The organism is Halorubrum trapanicum, assembly GCF_017873555.1.
Classification (GTDB): domain Archaea; phylum Halobacteriota; class Halobacteria; order Halobacteriales; family Haloferacaceae; genus Halorubrum; species Halorubrum trapanicum.
On record NZ_JAGGKE010000002.1, the window covers coordinates 187181 to 204661 of the forward strand.

At 68.9% G+C, this 17481-nt stretch carries 20 protein-coding genes and 1 pseudogene; 12 read left to right on the forward strand and 9 right to left on the reverse strand.

Features of this window, described 5'->3' with window-relative positions; all coding sequences use genetic code 11:
• Positions 1-41 precede the first annotated feature (41 nt).
• Both J2744_RS03290 and J2744_RS03295 read right to left on the reverse strand, forming a co-directional pair.
• A complete protein-coding gene (locus tag J2744_RS03290; protein ID WP_245203161.1) occupies positions 42-1034 on the reverse strand; it encodes a tyrosine-type recombinase/integrase in 993 nt (330 codons plus the stop codon).
• Positions 1035-1342: 308 nt separating this feature from the next.
• A complete protein-coding gene (locus J2744_RS03295) occupies positions 1343-1756 on the reverse strand; it encodes a winged helix-turn-helix domain-containing protein (RefSeq protein WP_209544460.1) in 414 nt (137 codons plus the stop codon).
• Between the two features lie 98 nt (positions 1757-1854).
• On the opposite strand from J2744_RS03295, the gene J2744_RS03300 reads away from it, so the two are divergent.
• Both J2744_RS03300 and J2744_RS15390 read left to right on the forward strand, forming a co-directional pair.
• Positions 1855-2475, forward strand: coding sequence for a DUF7509 family protein (locus J2744_RS03300; RefSeq protein ID WP_209544462.1), 621 nt, complete (start codon positions 1855-1857; stop codon positions 2473-2475).
• Between the two features lie 20 nt (positions 2476-2495).
• Positions 2496-2678: pseudogene (locus tag J2744_RS15390) on the forward strand (hypothetical protein); the annotation flags it as partial.
• 13 nt (positions 2679-2691) lie between these two features.
• Here J2744_RS15390 and J2744_RS03305 read toward each other — a convergent pair.
• Together J2744_RS03305 and J2744_RS03310 are read right to left on the reverse strand one after the other, a co-directional pair.
• Complete coding sequence (locus J2744_RS03305) at positions 2692-3432, reverse strand: competence/damage-inducible protein A (protein ID WP_209544464.1); 741 nt, start codon at positions 3430-3432, stop codon at positions 2692-2694.
• A gap of 52 nt (positions 3433-3484) precedes the next feature.
• Positions 3485-3850 (reverse strand): cupin domain-containing protein, encoded by a 366-nt coding sequence (locus tag J2744_RS03310; protein WP_209544466.1) that lies wholly within the window; start codon positions 3848-3850, stop codon positions 3485-3487.
• 141 nt (positions 3851-3991) lie between these two features.
• Here J2744_RS03310 and J2744_RS03315 point away from each other — a divergent pair, with 141 nt between their 5' ends.
• From J2744_RS03315 to J2744_RS03335, 5 genes are all read left to right on the forward strand, one after another.
• Entirely contained in the window at positions 3992-4876 is an 885-nt protein-coding gene (locus J2744_RS03315; RefSeq protein ID WP_209544468.1) for a DUF7260 family protein, read from the forward strand.
• A gap of 67 nt (positions 4877-4943) precedes the next feature.
• Positions 4944-5972, forward strand: coding sequence for a ring-cleaving dioxygenase (locus J2744_RS03320; protein WP_209544470.1), 1029 nt, complete (start codon positions 4944-4946; stop codon positions 5970-5972).
• 99 nt (positions 5973-6071) lie between these two features.
• Positions 6072-6932, forward strand: coding sequence for a TatD family hydrolase (locus tag J2744_RS03325; RefSeq protein ID WP_209544473.1), 861 nt, complete (start codon positions 6072-6074; stop codon positions 6930-6932).
• Positions 6933-7048: 116 nt separating this feature from the next.
• Positions 7049-7630, forward strand: a complete 582-nt coding sequence (locus J2744_RS03330) for a DUF2150 family protein (RefSeq protein ID WP_209544475.1) — start codon at positions 7049-7051, stop codon at positions 7628-7630.
• A gap of 73 nt (positions 7631-7703) precedes the next feature.
• Positions 7704-8186, forward strand: coding sequence for a DUF456 domain-containing protein (locus J2744_RS03335; RefSeq protein ID WP_209544477.1), 483 nt, complete (start codon positions 7704-7706; stop codon positions 8184-8186).
• A 17-nt stretch (positions 8187-8203) separates the two neighbouring features.
• On the opposite strand, the gene J2744_RS03340 is transcribed toward J2744_RS03335, so the two are convergent.
• The 4 genes from J2744_RS03340 to J2744_RS03355 all read right to left on the reverse strand — a co-directional run bounded on the left by J2744_RS03340 (position 8204) and on the right by J2744_RS03355 (position 10943).
• Positions 8204-9013 carry a DUF63 family protein gene (locus tag J2744_RS03340; protein ID WP_209544479.1) on the reverse strand — a complete coding sequence of 270 codons (810 nt, stop codon included), beginning with the start codon at positions 9011-9013 and terminating at the stop codon, positions 8204-8206.
• The gene (locus J2744_RS03345) at positions 9013-9462 is read right to left on the reverse strand and encodes a universal stress protein (RefSeq protein ID WP_209544481.1); all 450 of its coding nucleotides are present in this window, start codon (positions 9460-9462) and stop codon (positions 9013-9015) included. The genes J2744_RS03340 and J2744_RS03345 overlap by 1 nt, the downstream gene beginning before the upstream one ends.
• 155 nt (positions 9463-9617) lie before the next feature.
• Positions 9618-10538, reverse strand: coding sequence for a DNA adenine methylase (locus J2744_RS03350; RefSeq protein ID WP_209544489.1), 921 nt, complete (start codon positions 10536-10538; stop codon positions 9618-9620).
• Positions 10539-10643: 105 nt separating this feature from the next.
• A complete protein-coding gene (locus J2744_RS03355) occupies positions 10644-10943 on the reverse strand; it encodes a DUF7344 domain-containing protein (RefSeq protein WP_209544491.1) in 300 nt (99 codons plus the stop codon).
• Positions 10944-11279: 336 nt separating this feature from the next.
• On the opposite strand from J2744_RS03355, the gene J2744_RS03360 reads away from it, so the two are divergent.
• On the forward strand, positions 11280-11567 hold the full coding sequence (locus J2744_RS03360) for a hypothetical protein (RefSeq protein WP_209544493.1): 288 nt from the start codon (positions 11280-11282) through the stop codon (positions 11565-11567).
• Positions 11568-11673: 106 nt separating this feature from the next.
• On the opposite strand, the gene J2744_RS03365 is transcribed toward J2744_RS03360, so the two are convergent.
• Entirely contained in the window at positions 11674-12756 is a 1083-nt protein-coding gene (locus J2744_RS03365) for an NAD(P)/FAD-dependent oxidoreductase (protein WP_209544494.1), read from the reverse strand.
• A 347-nt stretch (positions 12757-13103) separates the two neighbouring features.
• Between J2744_RS03365 and J2744_RS03370 the strand changes: the two genes are divergently transcribed.
• From J2744_RS03370 to J2744_RS03385, 4 genes are all read left to right on the forward strand, one after another.
• Positions 13104-14813 (forward strand): L-lactate permease, encoded by a 1710-nt coding sequence (locus J2744_RS03370; RefSeq protein WP_209544497.1) that lies wholly within the window; start codon positions 13104-13106, stop codon positions 14811-14813.
• Between the two features lies 1 nt (position 14814).
• Complete coding sequence (locus tag J2744_RS03375) at positions 14815-14997, forward strand: hypothetical protein (protein WP_209544498.1); 183 nt, start codon at positions 14815-14817, stop codon at positions 14995-14997.
• A gap of 216 nt (positions 14998-15213) precedes the next feature.
• Positions 15214-16575, forward strand: a complete 1362-nt coding sequence (locus J2744_RS03380; protein WP_209544508.1) for an OFA family MFS transporter — start codon at positions 15214-15216, stop codon at positions 16573-16575.
• 53 nt (positions 16576-16628) lie between these two features.
• Positions 16629-17396 (forward strand): pirin family protein, encoded by a 768-nt coding sequence (locus tag J2744_RS03385; protein ID WP_209544509.1) that lies wholly within the window; start codon positions 16629-16631, stop codon positions 17394-17396.
• The last annotated feature ends 85 nt before the right edge of the window (positions 17397-17481 follow it).

Sequence of the window (17481 nt, forward strand, 5' to 3'; positions counted from 1 at the left end):
AAAGTCGGGAAATCAGGGAGTATGGACGCCCGAAAATGCCCCTACTCCATCCCGAACTCTCTCCGTCGTAGCTCTCGCTTTTCGCTCTCCGAACGGGCATCGTAGTGTTTCTCCAGCGTCTTCGCGGAGACGTTCATCCGGTCGGAGAGGAGTTCCTTACTGTGCCCCTCGTTGAGCCAATGCGTAATCGCTCCGCGTCGAATCGGATGCGGAGATACCGAGGTCGGACACTTCGAGGCGTGGTCGTAATCCTGTGCGGCTTCACACTCGGATTGGTCGCGCCCGTGGGGACACTCTCCTGTAGTGTGACAGGGCCGAGTCACGCGGTTAATATGCATCCGGAGATTCGACCGAACGGTTCGCCCCCTCGATGAGGAAAACAACGGCTCGCGTCCGTACTCGTCTGTCACGTCGTTACGGTGAATTTGGAGGTAGTCATCGAGGATGTCGCACACCCACGGATGGAGATTCACTTCGCGTTCGGCTCGCGTCCCGTTCTTTAGCGGAGTGTCCTGTTCGGGTCGATGCCTGATTTCGACGTATTGTTCTTCCGGATGATAGTCCTCTACGTCGATAGCACGGGCAGTTCCGATACGGAAGCCTGTGTCCCACAGCAAGGCGAATAGTGTGTGCCGGAGCGTGGCGTACTCGAACTTCTCCAAGTAATTGAGTATCTGGTCGGCACGCTCGGCATCGAGCATCGTATCGCGGGCGTCGTCCTCCAAGTCGGGAAGAATCATATTCTCCACGACACTCGAATCGACCAGTTCCATCGAGCGACACCACTTGAGGAAGACACGGAGCGTACAGAGATTTTTGTAGAGCGTGACTTCGTTGATGCCCCCGACCTCGCGGCGGAATATCTTGAAGTCGTGAATGTGGAAGCCGTCCACTTCACAGATGTTGTCTAACCCTTCCTCCTCGCAGAACTCCAAGAAGGCGTTAAGCGTACACGCATGGTTGTAGTGGGTTGACTCCGAGACTTCGGGCTTCCGTTCTTTGAGATACCGTTCGACGGCGCGTTCGGGCTTCATTTGTCGGCTCATTGGTTGTCTCTGAAGCCGACTCACGCCGGGCGTGGTACACGGGGAGATGACCACACACTTCACCACTTCGTGCCGCGCCGTCCTACGGCCTTTTGTGGGCCGTAATCGCTGGACGGCGTCGGGAGGCCGGCGGTTCGAATCCGCCCCAACCCACTTCTGGCGGCACACTGCGACGAACGAGCGACGCGAGTGAGGAGCCGTGCCGCCAGAGCGGATGTTTGTCTGGAGAAACGAGCAATTCCACTACTCGCTGTCGTCACAGCGGGACGAGGGGGGTCCACGGCGTCAGTCGTCTCTCACCCCTTGGTCGAACTGTCGTACAACGCTTCGAAGTCGTTCTCGCCGCGGATCAGTTCGTCGACGCCGCTCGTGAGCGTTACCTCGCCGAACACCGTCGCTCGGTAGTACGTGTAGAGACCGTCCGCTTCTCGCTCGGCGCGTTGCCGTTTCTCGACGAGGCCGACATCGACGAGTTCGTTGAGGTGGTAGTGGAGGGTGCTGTCGTCGACCTCGATCGCCTCCGCCAGCTCCTTGGGACTCATGTCGCCGCCGTGGACGAGCCGATAGAGGATCTCGTATCTGGTGCGGTGCCCGACCGCCGCGTGCATCGCCAGGTACTCGTCAAGGCTGAGGACGCTGTCCTCCGGCAGCAGGTCTTCGGGGTCCTCCGGGAGGGCTGCGTCGGCGGGCTGCGGGTGATTCGTCGCCATCGTGGTGTCCCGTACGAGGGAAAGACGCTTAGTCTTTCTCAAGCCGAACTCTCTCAAAAACACCAGTTTTTAAATACTAACGACGGTCGTGACTTCTCATGGCCGTGGATATCACCCGGGACCTCATCGCTGAGCGGGTAGGTCACGTGGCGTACGACCGGTTCCTCTTCTACCTGATGGGTCCGTACAAATCGTTCAATCTCAACTACGTGCTCGACGAGGACGAGCGAGACGCGATCGACGTGGCCGATCTCCCCGGGCCGCTCCGACGGTTGTTCCGTAGCGAAGACGAGATCGACGCGGCACAGGTGCTCTTGCGACGGGTACAGGGCGCACTTCGCGTGGACCCCGGCGTGAACGCGTTTCTCGCCGTTGACGTTGACGTGGACACCGACGACGTGGACGCCGCGACGCAGAGTATCGAGTACACGCGATGTAGCAACGCGACGGCGTTCGTTCTCCCGTTTCTCGGGCATAACTTCGGCGTCGGCGAAGAAGCCGGAAGCATTCTCGAAGCGCTTTCAGCGACTCACGGCGACCGGCTGATCTTCGTTCACGAGGACGACGTGACGAGCGCGATGATACGATCCGCCCGGGTGCGATGGGACTTGCGCGTAGCAACGTACGAGACCGAGTCAGAGCTAATTTCGAAACTTCGGCTGTTCACCGGCGGAATCATGCATCGCGAGCGTCGAGGAGATCTTGACCAGTTGGGGTAGTTTGACTCCGTGTTGTTACGGTCGATGACGACGACGGGCTGGTCGAGTCGGTACCGACGCGCGATCGGGTGCTCGCGCGAGCGGGCGAACTGGGACTCGACGAGGACGACGCGACCTCACGGCTGAGTCGGCTGGCGACGCTGGAGGTCGTCGACCTCGACAACGGCTACGTCCACCCGGACGACACCTCCTCGCGGTACTGAACGCGGTCCGACCTCACCAGTCCCGGGACACCGGCGTCTCGCTGGCGTTCGCGTTCTCCAGCAGCCACGTCGCGGCCGCGTCGAGCGCCCCATCGTCGGTCGCGGTCACCTTCAGGCGGTTGTGGTCGGCCTCGCGGTCCGGGTAACAGCCGACGACGACGTCGAACCGCTCCATCGCCGTCTCCAAGACGTCGATGATGTTCGACTCCGGCTCGACCGTGTACAGGAACCGCGAGCGCCGGTCGCCCGCGAACTCGTCGGCGACCGTCTCGAACGTCGCCTTCAGCTCGTCCGGAATGCCCGGCATGACGTACACGCCCTCGATCACGCAGCCCGGCGCGAGCCCGACCTCGGTCACCAGCGGGCGGCTCCCCGCGGGGACCGCCGCCTCGGCCTCGACGTCGACGTCGAACTCGCGGTCGGGGACCTGCTCGCGGATCGCGGCCAGCCGCCGCTCGACCGACTCGCGCGTGAGGTCGGTGACGGCCATCTCGCGGTCGAACGCGTCCGCGACAGCTTCCATCGTCACGTCGTCCGGCGTGCTGCCGATCCCCCCGGTGACGATCACGGCGTCGAAGTCGGCCGCGTACTCCCGGACCCGCGCCGTGATCTCGGCCCTGTCGTCCGGGATCGAGAGGATCCGCCCCACGGCGACGCCGCGCTCGCTCAGCTCGGCGGCGAGCCAGTTCGCGTTCGTGTTCACCGTGTCGCCCGAGAGCAGTTCGTCCCCGACCGTGATCAGCGCGATCTCCATCGAACCGCCGTACGGTCGGCCGACGGATGTACGTTTCCCGTCTCGGAAAGCGTCAGTCCAGCCGCTCCAACTCGGTCACGGTCTCGTCGGTCTCGACGTCGCCCGTGTTGCGCGTCTCGCTCGGCTCGAACAGCAGGATGTCGGCCTCCGGCTCCGCGACGGGCCGGTGTTCCGTTCCGCGCGGGACGACCGCGAACTCGCCTTCCTCCAACACCGCGTCCGCCTCCTCGCGGAACTCGATCCGGAGCCGCCCGGCGTGAACGAGGAACAGCTCGTCGGCGCCCGCGTGGCTGTGCCAGACGAACTCGCCGTCTCCCTTCGCGAGCTTGACCGCCTGCCCGTTGAGTTCGCCCGCGAGCCGCGGGGACCACGTCTCCTCGAACGAGTCGAACGCCTCGGCGAGCGCCACCTTCTCCATACCGGCGGTCGGCGACGGAGCCGTAAAGTCGCTGTCCACCGCGTTCGTGATATATACCGCTCCGGAGCGGTCCGGACGTCTCGGCCGCCCGCGATACCTCTCATATAAGCGTTTACGAGGGGTGTCGACGTGCGGCGACGTATGGCAGCGACTCACGCGGACGGTGGGAGCGATCCGATCCGGGCGGCGCGAGCGGAACTCCGGGTCGAGCGGCGTCGGGTCGTCGACGAGCGGGAGGCGTTCCGGGCGTTCCGCGGCCGCGTGTCCTCGATCCCGGACGAGAGCGCGAACGCCGGTCCGTCGGACCCCGCGGCGTCTGACGGATTCGCCGGCGTGGGCGGCGCGATGAGCGGTGCGGTGGGAGGCGGGATGGACGGCCGGGGCGACGCGACCGCCGCTTCCGGCTCCCGGCTGGTCGCGGTTCGGGACGCGTATCAGGCCACGGTGATGTCGGTCCCGCACTACGAGGCGGAGTACGACGACACCTACGAGCGGAGCGTCGCCGAGGAGTTCGGTCCGGAGATCGCGTACGCGCTCACCCGAACGAACTGCTTCCACGAGGAGTACAAACACTCCCTGTTGAGCGCCGCCGAGACCGCGGTCCAGGAGCGCGAGGCGTTCCTCGACGCGCTGGAGTCGGAGATCGAATCGGTCGAGCGCGCGCGGTCTCGCCTCGAACCGATCCGGACGGAGATCGACGCGATCGACGCGGAGCTCGGCGACGGAAATCCCGGTGACGACGAATCGGAGGGCGAACTCCGCACGCCCACCTTCGGCGCGCTCGACGCCTGCCGGACCCGGACTGCGGCGCTCCGAGAGGACTGCGACCGGATCGCGGCCCGCCGCCAGCGCGTGCTCGCGGACCACGAGCGGCGGCTCGCGCTCGGCGACGAACTCGATCTGCCGGAGTACTGCTACCAGAAGCTCGAGGTCACGTACCCGGTTCTCGGGGCCGTCGGCGCGGTCGGCGACCGCTTGGAGGCGCTTATGCGACGAATCGAGAAGGCGATGGCGCGGGCTTGCTGATCCGTCGGCGATCCGGTAACACCCGTGTCCGCGCCGATTCAAGTCCCTCCGGGACGTACCCGGTAGCATGACCGACGAATCCGAGAACGCCGACATCGGAACCGAGGACGGCCCGACACCCACGCCCGGGATCCACCACGTGACCTGCGTCGCGGGGGACCCGCAGCGGAACCTCGACTTCTGGGTCGAGACGCTCGGTCTCCGGCTCGTGAAGCGCTCCATCAACCAGGACGACCCCGGCACGTACCACTTCTTCTACGGCGACGCCGAGGGGAACCCCGGGACCAGCATGACGTTCTTCCCGTGGACGGACCTGCCGGAGGGCGAGGTCGGCGCGGGTCAGGTCTCCCGCACCGCGTTCCGGGTGCCCGAGGGGAGCCTCGACTACTGGGAGGCGCGGTTCGACGAGCGCGGCGTCGACTACGACGCCCGCGAGGAGCGCTTCGGCGAGACGGTCCTCCCCTTCCGCGACCCGGACGGCCTCCCCGTCGAACTGGTCGCGGTCGAGATACCGGACGACGACCCGACGACCGCGTGGACCGCGTTCGTCCCCGAGTCCGCCGCGATCCGGGGCTTCCACTCGGTGACGCTGTGGCTCGACGACGCCGAGCGAACCAAGCGGCTCCTGGGGACGATGGGGCTGACGGTGACCGGCTCCGAGTCGGACGCCGCGACCGGAGAGGACCGCACCCGCTTCGCGGCGAGCGGTCCCGTGGGTAAGTACGTCGACGTCGTCGAGACGGACCGACAGGGGAGTTCGGGGCGCGGCACGGTCCACCACGTCGCGTTCCAGACGCCGACCGACGCCGACCAGTCCGCGATGCGCGACGCGGTGGCCTCGATGGGGCTGCGACCGACCCAGCAGATCGACCGCCACTGGTTCCGATCGGTCTACTTCCGGGAGTTCGCGGGCGTCCTCTTCGAGCTCGCCACCGCCGACCCCGGGTACGCGAGCGACGAGCCGCTCGACGAACTCGGCGAGCGTCTGGTGTTGCCCGGGCAGTTCGAGGACCGCCGCGACCAGATCGAGTCGGGACTCGCCGACGTGACGATCCCTCGATCCGACGCGGAGTTCGCGGCGAACCGCGCGGACTGAACCACGAATCGCGCGAGCGGCGTCTCGGCGCGGGCGCTGATCGAAGGGGTTCCCGCCGCAGACCGAGCCTTCTAATCGGGCGCGCCCGAACGCCCTCGCATGACCGAGGACCTCGGGACGCCCGTGCTGGATAACCACCTCCACCTCGACCCGCGACACGGCCGCGGGATCGAGGCCGTCGAGGAGTTCGTCCGGCTCGGCGGCACCCACCTGCTCGTGGTGAACAAGCCCTCGTGGCTGCTCGGCGTCGAGCCGGACGAGCCGGCCGACTTCCGGGCCGTCTTCGAGGAGACGCTGGAGACCGTCGCGGCCGCGACGGAGGCGCTGCCGGGGCGCGCGTGGCCCGTCCTCGGGGTCCACCCAGGCCTGATCAGCCGGCTCGTCGACGAGCGCGACTTCTCGCCGACTGAGGCCCGCGACCTCATGCGCGGCGGGCTGGAAGTGGCGAGCGAGTACGTCGCCGACGGCGACGCGCTCGCGCTGAAATCCGGACGGCCCCACTACGACGTGACCGACGCGGTCTGGGAGGCGTCGAACGCGGTCACGCGGCGCGCGTTCGAGCTGGGCGCCGAGGTCGACTGCGCGGTCCAGCTCCACACGGAGGCCACCGAGGACCTGACCGACCTCGCCGCGGTCGCGGAGGAGGCGGGTCTCGACCCCTCGCGCGTCGTCAAACACTACGCCGCGGGCGAGCTGGCGGGAGTCACGCCGAGCGTGATGAGCGACAAGGACCGACTGGAGCGCGCGGCCGAGGCAGTCGAGCCGTTCCTGATGGAGACCGACTTCGTCGACGACCCCGACCGCCCGGGGATGGTGTTGGGACCCAAGACCGTCCCGCGGCGGGTGCGCTGGCTGCTGGAGGAGGGGTACGACGAGGCGGTCCGGCGGGCGCACGTCGAGACGCCCCGAGACGTGTACGGAATCGACACCGAGGCGACGCTGGAGCGGTCGGAGTCGTAACCCGAACCCGGGACCGGACGGCCGACCCTCGAATCCGGGATTCACCCGGGTGAGACGCGATCTCGGGCGGCGATCGATAGGAAAGGCCTTTGAGTAGTCCGGGCGACGTACGGGACATGACCGACGACGACGCCGTCGAAACGTTCTATACCGACGAACGCTGGCAGAACTGGCTCGACAGGCTGGCCGAAGAGGAGCTGGATCCCGAGAACGAGGACTCCGCGCGCCTCCTCTTGAACCTCCAAGACGACGCGGCGATCGCCGTGGTGAAGGTGCTCGCCGCGTTCGACGAGGACCGCATCGACGAGGACCGCGCCGTCGAGGAGGTCCACGACATCCGCGACATCGTCCTCGACGACGTCGAGTTCGACGACGAGGACAAGGCGATGCTGATCGACGGTGTCCAGACCTCGCTCGTCCCCGTCTTCTACGCGGCCGAGGAGTACGTCGTCGGCGGCGTCGTCGACGGCGACGTGAGCGAGTTCGTGCGCGCGGCCGCCGAGGCCGAGGAGGGCGACGACCTCGACGCCGCGCTCGGCTACGTCGTTCAGGCCGGCACCCGCGTCATCGACGGCGAGGCGCTCGACATCGAACTCGTCGAGGACCTGGAGTACGGGCTGGTCTCCGAGTGGGTCAACGGGCTGGACTCCCTCCAGTCGGCCATCGAAGATCCGGAAGTCGTCGAAGAGGAGGACTGACGGCGTCGGCGGATCCGCCCCCGCCGGGTCGATCGAGGTGAAGTGTTTTCAGCGCACGTAGCGTCCGGTCCGTATGGTGACTCTCGCGGCCGGACTGGCGATCGCGCTGCTCGTCGTCTGGACGGCCAGCTCGTTCGTCCCGCTCGTGCCGGGCGGCGCCCTCGCGGCGTTGACCGTCGTCGGCTACGCGTACACCACCGGGTTCGCGGAACCGAGTCTCGTCGTGCTGGTCGCGCTCGTTCTCGTCTCGCTTTTGGCCTCCGCCGCGGACCTCGCGTCGGGAATGGTCTCCGGGCGGCTCGGCGGTGCCTCCACCCGGACCGTCGTCGTCGGGACGCTGGTGGGGATCGCCCTCTTGATCCCGCTCGGCCCGATCGGCATCGTCGTCGGGCTGGGCGGCACCGTCTTCCTCGCCGCGCTGAACGAACACGACGGCGACACGCGCGAGGCCGCTCGGCAGGCGGCCTACGCGGTGGTCGGCGCCCTCGCCAGCGCGTTCGTCCAGGCCGCCCTGCTCGCCGGCGTCACGGTCGCGTTCGCTGTCGCCGTGCTGTAACGCCGTCCACCGACCCGTTAGGCCGCCACGGAGAACAGGAGCAGGTTGTGCGCCGCCGGACCGAGACCCATCGCCGCGACGAACCCGAGGAGGAGATACCCCTCCGCCGGCGTCTCGCGGACGTACGCCGCGAAGAGCCAGACGACGGCGGTCGCGACCGCGAGCTTCACGAGGAGGAACAGCCATCCCTCGCCCAGCACCGGCACCGGCGGAATCGGGCCGAGTTCCAGGAGGATCCGCGAGACGGGAGTGCGCTCGCCGAAGCCGAGCTGGGTCGTCCCGACCGCGGTCGAGACGCCGTCGAGCGCGTGGCCGAACACCGCGAGCGCGCCGACCGCACCGGTGACCGCGGCCTCGGGGCGGAACCGCGTCAGGCCGACCCAGGCGGCGCCGGCGAGCGGAACGGTAAGCGCGAGCGCGACCGCCGACCAGCGCGCGCCGTCGGAGGAGATCCCGGTCCCGGCCGCGACCGCGACGACGGGAACGAGGAGGAGCGCGCCGGCGGCCGCGAGGGTCGTCGCGACGCGGTCCGGGCTGGCGGCGTCGGCGGCGAGCCACGCCGCGCCCGCCAGCGATCCGACCGTGAGGTAGACGGTCGGCGAGCCGGCGAGGGGGGAGAGCAGAGATGGGAGCGCGTCGACGACGTAGAGGACGTGAGCCGCGGAACCGAGCGCCATCCACGGGGCGAGCGCGAGCACGCGCCGGGCGGTGACTCCCGGCCGTCGGCGGCGGAGCGCGGCGACGACCCCGCCGGTCGCGAGCAGGACGACGAGGAGGTGCGGTGCGGGCGGCAGCGTCGTGCCCGCCGGGAGGAGACCGCCGACCATCAGACGGACAGCACGGGCTGGCTCGCGTACAGGAGGACGTACTCCGCGGCCTTTCCGAGCACCTCGCCGGGATCGCCGGAGACCGGCTCGCGCGGGACGACGATGAAGTCGGACTCCAGCTCCTCGGCGGTGTCGAGGACGACGCTCCCGGGGTGGACGGTCTTGACCGACGTGGAGAAGCCGTACGCGATGGAGTTGCTGTGGGTCACCCCGGCGGCCTCCGCGCGGCGGGCGACGGAGTCGGTGAACGCCTCGGAGTCGTCGGCCACGTCGCTCTCGTCGACCACGCCGTGGTCGATGGCGCGGACGACCTCCTCGTCGAGCACGTACAACGCGTGGACGCCCGCGTCGTACTCCGCCGCGAGCGCGATGGAGTAATCGACCGCCTCGTGTGACTCCTCGCTGCCGTCGACGGCGGCGAGGACGAGGTCGATGTCGAGATCGGTCATACCCGGGTCGTCGGCGGGGAAGGTCAAAAAGCCCGCCCCAACGCCGCGGTCCGAGGGACGGAATCCGGCGACCGCGACCGCGGTCCGACGGGCGTCGCCGGTCGGCGACCGCGACCGCGGTCCGACGGGACCAACCGGTCGCCGCCGGCGGCGCGTCAGAACCGGGACAGCTCTCGCTGGCCCCCCTCTCGGCGCTCTGTCGGGGGGACGTTGGTCGCGACGATCTCGTCGACGGCGTCGCGGTTGCCGGCGTCGCTGTTGATCGCCCGCGTCGCGTCCTCGCGGTCGACCCTGAACCCCGCCTCGGCGTACGCGTCGTACATCACGCCGCTGTTCGAGAGGACGACCCACACCCCGGCGTCGTCGAGTTCGCCGGCGGCGTCGAGCAGGCGCCGCTGGTCCTCCCGGTCGAACCCGGACGCGCTGTACTCGTTGAAGTTCGCGGTCGCGCTCATCGGCTCGTAGGGCGGGTCGAAGTAGACGAGATCGCCCGGCTCCGCGGCGTCGAGGACGTACGCGAAATCCCCGTTGCGAATCTCGGCGTCGGCGAGCAGGTCGCTCGCGCGCCGGATCCGGTCGCGCTGGACCCAGTCGGGATCGGCGTACCGGCCGACCGGGACGTTGAACCCGCCGTCGGCGTTCTCGCGGTAGAGACCGTTGTAGCAGGTGCGGTTGAGGTACAAGAGGAGCGCGGCCTCCTCCAGCGGGTCGAACTCGCCCTCGTACGGGCGGCGGTTGAACCGCGCGCGCTGCTGGTAGTAGTAGGCGTCGACGGCCCGGCCGCGAGCGGTCTCCTCGGCGTACGGGAGGCTCGGATCCGGGTCGCTCTCGGGGTCGGCGAACTCGGCGAGCCTGGCGATCAGCTCGTCGGGGCGGTCGCGGACCTGCTCGTAGAAGTTCACGAGCCGCGGGTTCGCGTCGTTGACCGTCGCGCGGGCGGGTTCCAGATCGAAGAAGACGGCGCCGCCGCCGACGAACGGCTCGTGGTACCGACCGAACTCGGGCGGGAACCGAGCGTACAGCTCGTCGAGCAGCTGTCGCTTCCCGCCGGCCCACTTCAGGATCGGCTCGGCCATCGCTGTCGGGTGTCGCCCGCGCCCGGGCATAAACGTCCCGGGCCGCGACCGCCGCCGCGCTTCCGCCCGTCGCTCCGGGCCGTCGCTGCCCGTGCGGCCGGCCGGTCAGTCGTCGGCCGGCTCCGACTCCGGCAGCGGGAGGTCGTCGACGTGGGCCGCGGCCTCCTCGAAGTTCGGGCCGGGCTCGATGGTGCCGGCCTCCCGGTCCCACTCGATGTAGCCGGCCTCCTCGAGGGCCGGGAGGTGCGTTTCGCGGAGCTCGGCCGCGATCTCCTCGGCCCGCCCGCGAACGCGCAGATCCACGACCGCCTCGACGGTGCCGTCCGCGAGACCGGCGACCACGCGCCTGCGTTCCGGCGCCGCGACGGCGACCGCTGGATCGGTGGTGCGAGTGTCGAGTGTCATCGTGTGTCTGTCCGTAACTACGAGAGGTATCGAATCGAAATAAAAGCACCGGCGAGCGGGAGCGGCGCCCGTGCTCGTCGACGACCGTACGCGGAGTCGAGACGCGACCGCGACCGCCACGTCCGCCCTCCGAAATCCCCGGGAACCGGAGGCGATCGGTGACATGCTCGGCGTAAGTCACAGAATTATGAGACGTATACCAACGAGTGTCATGGTACACCTTACACCCCATTAACAACCGTTTTAGAACCTCTGATAGATAGTGGTGTGGTACCAATTCTCAGAACCTATTTGAGAAGTGAAAGGTTTTAGTCGTCGGAGTTCGTACGGAGTAGTATGTACCAAGGCTCCATCACCTCGGCCGAGCAGCACCGACCCGTCGGCTCCGAGTCGCCGCCTGCCGGCCGCTCGCCGCTGGGGACGCTCCTGTACCTGGCGCTCGTCGTCGTTCCGTTCGTCGCGTTCGCGTACCCCGTGGCCACCGTCGCGCTGTTGACCGGCACCGTCGCGCTCGCCGTCCTCTCGCGGTCCGTCCTGCGGACCCTGCGACGGCGCAGCGGCCGGGTCCAGACGCTCACGCTCCCCGGACTGGGCACCGTCGAGTACCGTATCACGACGAACTAACCGCGCGAGTATCCGGTCTCCGGCCGGAACGTCGCCGAACCGCTCTCCGAAACAGATCCGTTCTTTCGACGGCGACGAAGCAAACCGCGGCGTCGCGGCCGTTCTTTTAAGTCCGATACGCGACGCGTTCGCCGACGTCGAGTCCGTTCGCGAGCGCGGCGTGGAGTCGTCCCTCGCCCGCGACCCAGTCGCCGAGGAGGTACAGCCCCGCGTCGCGCGCCGAGTCGACCGGTCCGCGGTCGACGCCGCCCTCGGGGAGCGCGTAGCGCCACCCCTGGTGGTCGGTCCACGCGGGGTCGGCCAGCCGCTCGTCGCCGACGATGTCGGCGGCGTGGTCCGCGAGCGCGGCGGCGTTCTCGACCGGGTCGTCGTCGTAGCGCGCCGCCGACCACGCGTCGTTCGCCTGAACGACCAGCAGCGTCTCCCCCTCGGGAACGTGGCCGGCCTTACACTCCTCGCGGGAGATCCAGCCGACCGCGTGCTCCTTGTCGGTGTTGACGAGCGCGTAGTAGGGGACGTCGAGCGCGAACGGGTAGCGCAACACCGCGGTCCAGACGCTGCCGTACTCGACTTCCCCGACCGCCTCGACGAGCGTCTCGCGGAGCGGGTCGTCCCACTCGGCCGTCCGGAGCAGTTCGGCGGTCTGCGGGGCCGGCGGATTCAGGAGTAGTACGTCGAACGGACCGTGCGTCTCGCCGTCGGCGTCGTCGAGTTCCCACCGACCGTCGTCGCCGCCACCGTCCGCTGCGCCGCCGCCTCCACCCGGACCGTCGATCCGCCGAACCGTCTCGACGCGAGTCCGCCGGTGAACGGCCGCGTCGGTGCGGCCGAACAGGCGCTTCGCGATCTGGGTGAGACCCCGCCGGTAGCTCCACTTGTGTTCGTCGGCGTCGCGGCCGGGAGACACCGCCCCGTCGGCTTCGAAGGTGTACACCGGGTCCGTCACGTCGACGAGCCCCTCGTCGTCGAGCGTCTCGGTGATCAGTTCGACGACGCGGTCGTCGTCGCTTTTCAGGTAGTTCGCCCCGTAGTCGTACGTGAGTTCGTCGCGGCGGCGGGTCGCCGCGCGCCCGCAGAGACCGCCGGACTTCTCCAGCACGGTCACGTCCGCGTCGGGCACGGCCCCGTCGACCACGAACGCCGCCGCGGCCGCCCCCGCGCCCGCACCAACGATGCCTACGTCTGTCACACCGATCGTTGCGGTCCGATCCACTTAATCGGTCGCGTGCGGTTCCGCGTCGGACGAGCGACCGTTCCGGTGGTCGGTTCGTTCGAACCTCGAGGTTCCCTCGAGCGCGAATCGATCCCGAACAATGGCCGTAATAGAACACCTAATACATGACCCCATAGAAATGAATCTTCCCCACACGTCTGGTTCGTATTATGGGCACTCTTTTGTAAAATACTCGGAGTTGATGCGATGTCAGTCAATGAAGTCGAGTAAATCTGTGTGGACGATCGATCAGACGGGTGGATTCTCGAACGCGGACCGCCGGCTCGCCCGGTCTCGGAGCGATACGCCGCCGTCGACCGGGGGTGTCCGCCTTGCTGCCAGTTAACGCGACGTACGCCGCGCTAGCGCTGTTGCCGCTGGCACTGCTGCTTTTCACGCTCGTTGTGCTGCGCTGGCGGGCCCACGAGGCCGCGTCGGTCGGGATGTTCGCGGCGGCCGGCGTCGCGGTGGTGGCGTACGGCCTGCCGGCCGAGGCGCTGTCGGTCGCGAGCGCGAAGGGAGTGTGGGACGCGGTGTTCGTCCTCTACGTCATCCTCCCCGCGCTCGTGTTCTATCACGTGATCGACCGGGCCGACGGGTTCGAGGCGCTCCGCACCCGGATCACGGCGTTCACCGACAACGAGCTGTTCCTCGTGTTGGCGTTCGGCTGGGTGTTCGTCTCGTTCATGCAGTCAATCTCCGGGTTCGGGACGCCCATCGTCGTGGTGGCACCGCTGCTGCTGGCGCTCGGCGTGAAGCCGGTGTACTCGGTCGCGATCCCGCTCATCGGCCACGCGTGGGCGAACACCTTCGGCACGCTCGGCGTCGCGTGGCTGGCGCTGGTACAGGTCACGGAGATGCAAAGCGTCGCGGTCACGGCGCTCGCGCTCGGCGTCCTGCTGTGGATCCCCAACCTCGTCGCCGGGTTCTCGATCGCCTGGATCTACGGCCGGATGGAGGCGGTGCGGTACGCCGCCCCGATGATCCTGATCGTCTCGCTCATCCACGGCGGCGGCCAGCTGGCCGCGGTGACCGTCATCCCGCCGGAGTTCGCGAACTTCTTCGCGGCGACGGTGGGGCTGCTCGCGCTCGCGCCGCTCGCGGCGTGGGACCGGTACGCCAGCGCGACCGACGCGATCGAAAAGCGGCTCGTGATGACAGAGGGCCTGACTCCCGCCGCCGACGGCGACGGGACCGGGGCGGTCGCCGACGGCGGCGTGGCGACGGCCGCCGACGCGGCCGCGCCCGACGACGACCTGATGAGCCTGCCGCTCGCCGCGCTGCCGTTCGCGGTACTCGCCGCGATCGCGCTCGTCACCGCCGTCGTCACCCCGCTCGGCGACGCGCTCGGGAGCCTCCAGGTCGGCCTGAGCTTCCCCGAGATCGCGACGGGACTCGGCGTCGTGACCGAGGCGGCCGCGCCGTACGACCCCTTCGCGCCGCTGACGCACCCGGGCACCTTCCTGCTGGCGAGCGCCCTCGTCGCCTTCCTCGTCTACCGTCGGAAGGGGCACTACGAGGCGGCCGCAGATCGGGCCGACGAGCCGCGGACCGGCTTCTCGCGGGCCGTGTTGGCGACGGCGATCCCGGCGTCGATCGCGGTCGTCTCCTTCCTCGTGATGGCGAAGGTGATGGACCACAGCGGCCAGGTGCTCGTCCTCGCCGAGAGCGTCGCGAGCGTCGCGACGACGAACACCTACGGGTTCCTCTCGCCGCTCATCGGGTCGCTCGGCGCGTTCATGACGTCGAGCAACACGGCGTCGAACATCCTCTTCGGCGGTCTCCAACAGCAGACCGCCGCGCAGCTCGGCGGGCTCTCCGAGCCGCTGATCCTGGCCGGGCAGAGCGCGGGCGGCGCGATCGGGAACGCGATCTCGCCCGGCAACGTCATCCTCGGGACGACCGCGGCCGGGATAGTCGGTCGCGAAGGCGACGTGCTCCGCGTGACGATCCCGTGGGTCGCCGCGGTCGGCGCGCTCGTCGGACTCGCAATCGTCTCGCTGAACGCCGCCGGACTGCTGGGGGTGGCCTGAGATGAGCGTCCTGCGCCGGTACACGCTGGCGTTTCTCCTCATGGCGCTGTCGCTGCCGCTGATCAGCTACGGCGCGTCGGCGGGGACGGTCGTCGCGTGGGCCGCGGGGCTCGCGATGCTGTTCGGCGGCGGGCTCGTTCCACCGGCGGTACGGTTCGCGGCCGAGGATCCGGACGCGATCTGAGCCGCGCGCCTCGTCGTCCGGCCCGTCGCGTGCGGTTCGGACCGCACCGTCGCGGTCGAAGCAAGAACGACCGCAACGACGCGTTTTAGTCGAGTGGAGCGACGAGTAGGGACACGAAGCCACGACTGCGGGCCGACCGCGCCGCGCGTCGACCTCGCAACCGCAGATCGAACGGACACATGACACGGACCAACAGCACGCGGCCGACGAACGACGATGGGTAGCGACGAACGGGACGGCTCGACCGCCGGGACGAACGGTGCCGAGTCGACCGACACCGACGGCTCCGGCGGGGTCGACTACGCCGCGCGGGCGGCCGACGTCCTCGGCTTCTCGCGGTGGTGGCAGATCGCCGCCGCGGCCGGGATGATGGCCGCGGTGAGCCCGTACCAGTACGTCTGGTCGTCCATCGAGCAGCCGCTGGCGGACAGCCTCGACATCGCGCTGCCGGCGCTGGGCGCGGTGTTCTCCTTTTATGTGGTGTTTCAGTCGCTCTCGCAGTTCCCTGCGGGGAAGTGGCGCGACAGCCGCGGCCCGGGCGCGCTCACGTTCCTCGCCGCGCTGCTGGCCGGCGGGGGGTACATCGGACTGGCGTACGCGACGAGTCTCTGGCAGCTGTACCTGCTGTACTCGCTTGGCGCAGTCGGCGTGGGAATCGTCTACACCGTCGCGGTCAACACCGCGGTCAAGTGGTTCCCCGACCGCACCGGGCTGACGACCGGCGTCGGGACGATGGCGTTCGCCGCCGGGAGCGCCCTCGTCGTCCCGTACGTGCGCGCGAACGCGACCGTGGCGGCGTACAGCAATGTTCTCCGCAACATCGGGATCGGCATCCTGGTCGTCACGCTCGTCGGCTCGTTCCTCCTCCGGGACCCGCCGGAAAACTGGCTGGACCGCGAGAACGGTACCGACGGCGGTGACGGCGACAACGAGGGGCTCGCCGCGTCGATCCGCGGCCGCAACTACTCCACGCGCGAGATGCTCTCGACGTGGCAGTTCTGGCTGCTGTACGCGATGTTCATCGCGATGGCGAGCGCCGACCTCCTCGTCATCGCGAACGTGGTCCGGTTCGCGGAGAACTTCGGGCTGGCGGCGCTCGTCGCGACGCTCTCCGCGACACTCCTCCCCGTCGCCGCGGGCGTCTCGCGGATGATCCTCGGCGAGGCGATAGACCGGTTCAGCCGCAAGCACGTGATGGCGGGGTCGTTCCTCCTCGCCGGGCTGTTCCGGATCGGGCTGGTGGGCGCCGGCGAGGCCGGTAACGGCGCCGTCTTCGTCGCGTTCGTCCTCGGCGCGATGTTCTTCTCCTCGCCGCTGTACGTCTTCTTCCCGTCGCTTTTGGCCGACTACTTCGGCGCGGCCAACTCCTCCGGCAACTACGCGGTCCTGTACACCGCGAAGGTCGGCGGCGGCGTCTTCTCCGGCACCGTCGCCGGCTACCTCGTCGCGACGCTCGGCTGGACCCCGACGTTCACGCTGGGCGGCGTGCTGGCGGTCGCCGCGGGGCTGGCGGTGTACGCCCTCCGCCCGCCGAGCGGGTCCGGACTGGAAACGGCCGAGCCGGCGGCCGCGGACTGACGCCGCTCGCCGCCACCGGGCGCCTTTTTGCCGGCGCGCACCTACGCAGGGCAATGGAACACACCGCCGCCGCGACCGATGACAACCTCTTTCCCGCGCCTCGCTCCGAGGTCTTTCAGGACCAGGGGAAGTTCCGCACTCGCTTCAACTTCCCGGGCCGGAACCTGCCGGACGGCGACGACCACGGGTACGGCCCCCTCTCGACGGTCGTCGAGTCGTTCATGGACCCCGGCACGCTGATCCGGATGCACCAGCACCGCGACGAGGAGATCGTCTCGTGGGTGCCCGCCGGCGTGATGCGCCACGACGACCGCGAGGGCAACGAGCTGGTCACCGACTCGGAACACCTCCTCGTGATGAACGCGGGCGCGGGGTTCTGGCACGCCGAGGAGACACTCGCGGACGACCCGCCGCTCCGGATGCTCCAGATCTTCGTCCGCCCGCAGGAGGTGGGCCTGGAGCCCGGCATCCAGCACGGGCCGCTCCCGGACCCCGAGCCGAACGAGTGGCGTCGCGTGTTCGCGCCCGCGGGATCCGACCTCCCCTTCACCGTGCGCAACGCGGTCGACTGCTACGACGTTCGCCTCGACGCGGACGCGGGCGCGGCGCTCCCGGAGATCGAGGGACGTGACGCTTACGTGTACGTGTTCGAGGGCGACGTCGACGTCGACGACGCCGCGCTCGACGAGACGGAGAGCGTCCTGTGGACCGGTGACAACGCGCCGCCGACCGTCACCGCGGGCGACGAGGGCGCGACCGTCGTCGCGTTCCTCGTCGACCCCGACGCGCCCGTGACGCGGCAGGGGACGATCGGGCGATAGAAGAGGACAGCAAGACAGATAGCTGAAGTACGCGAATCGGTGCGGCGACGGCGATACGATATTTAAACAGCCGCGGGCGCCCGCG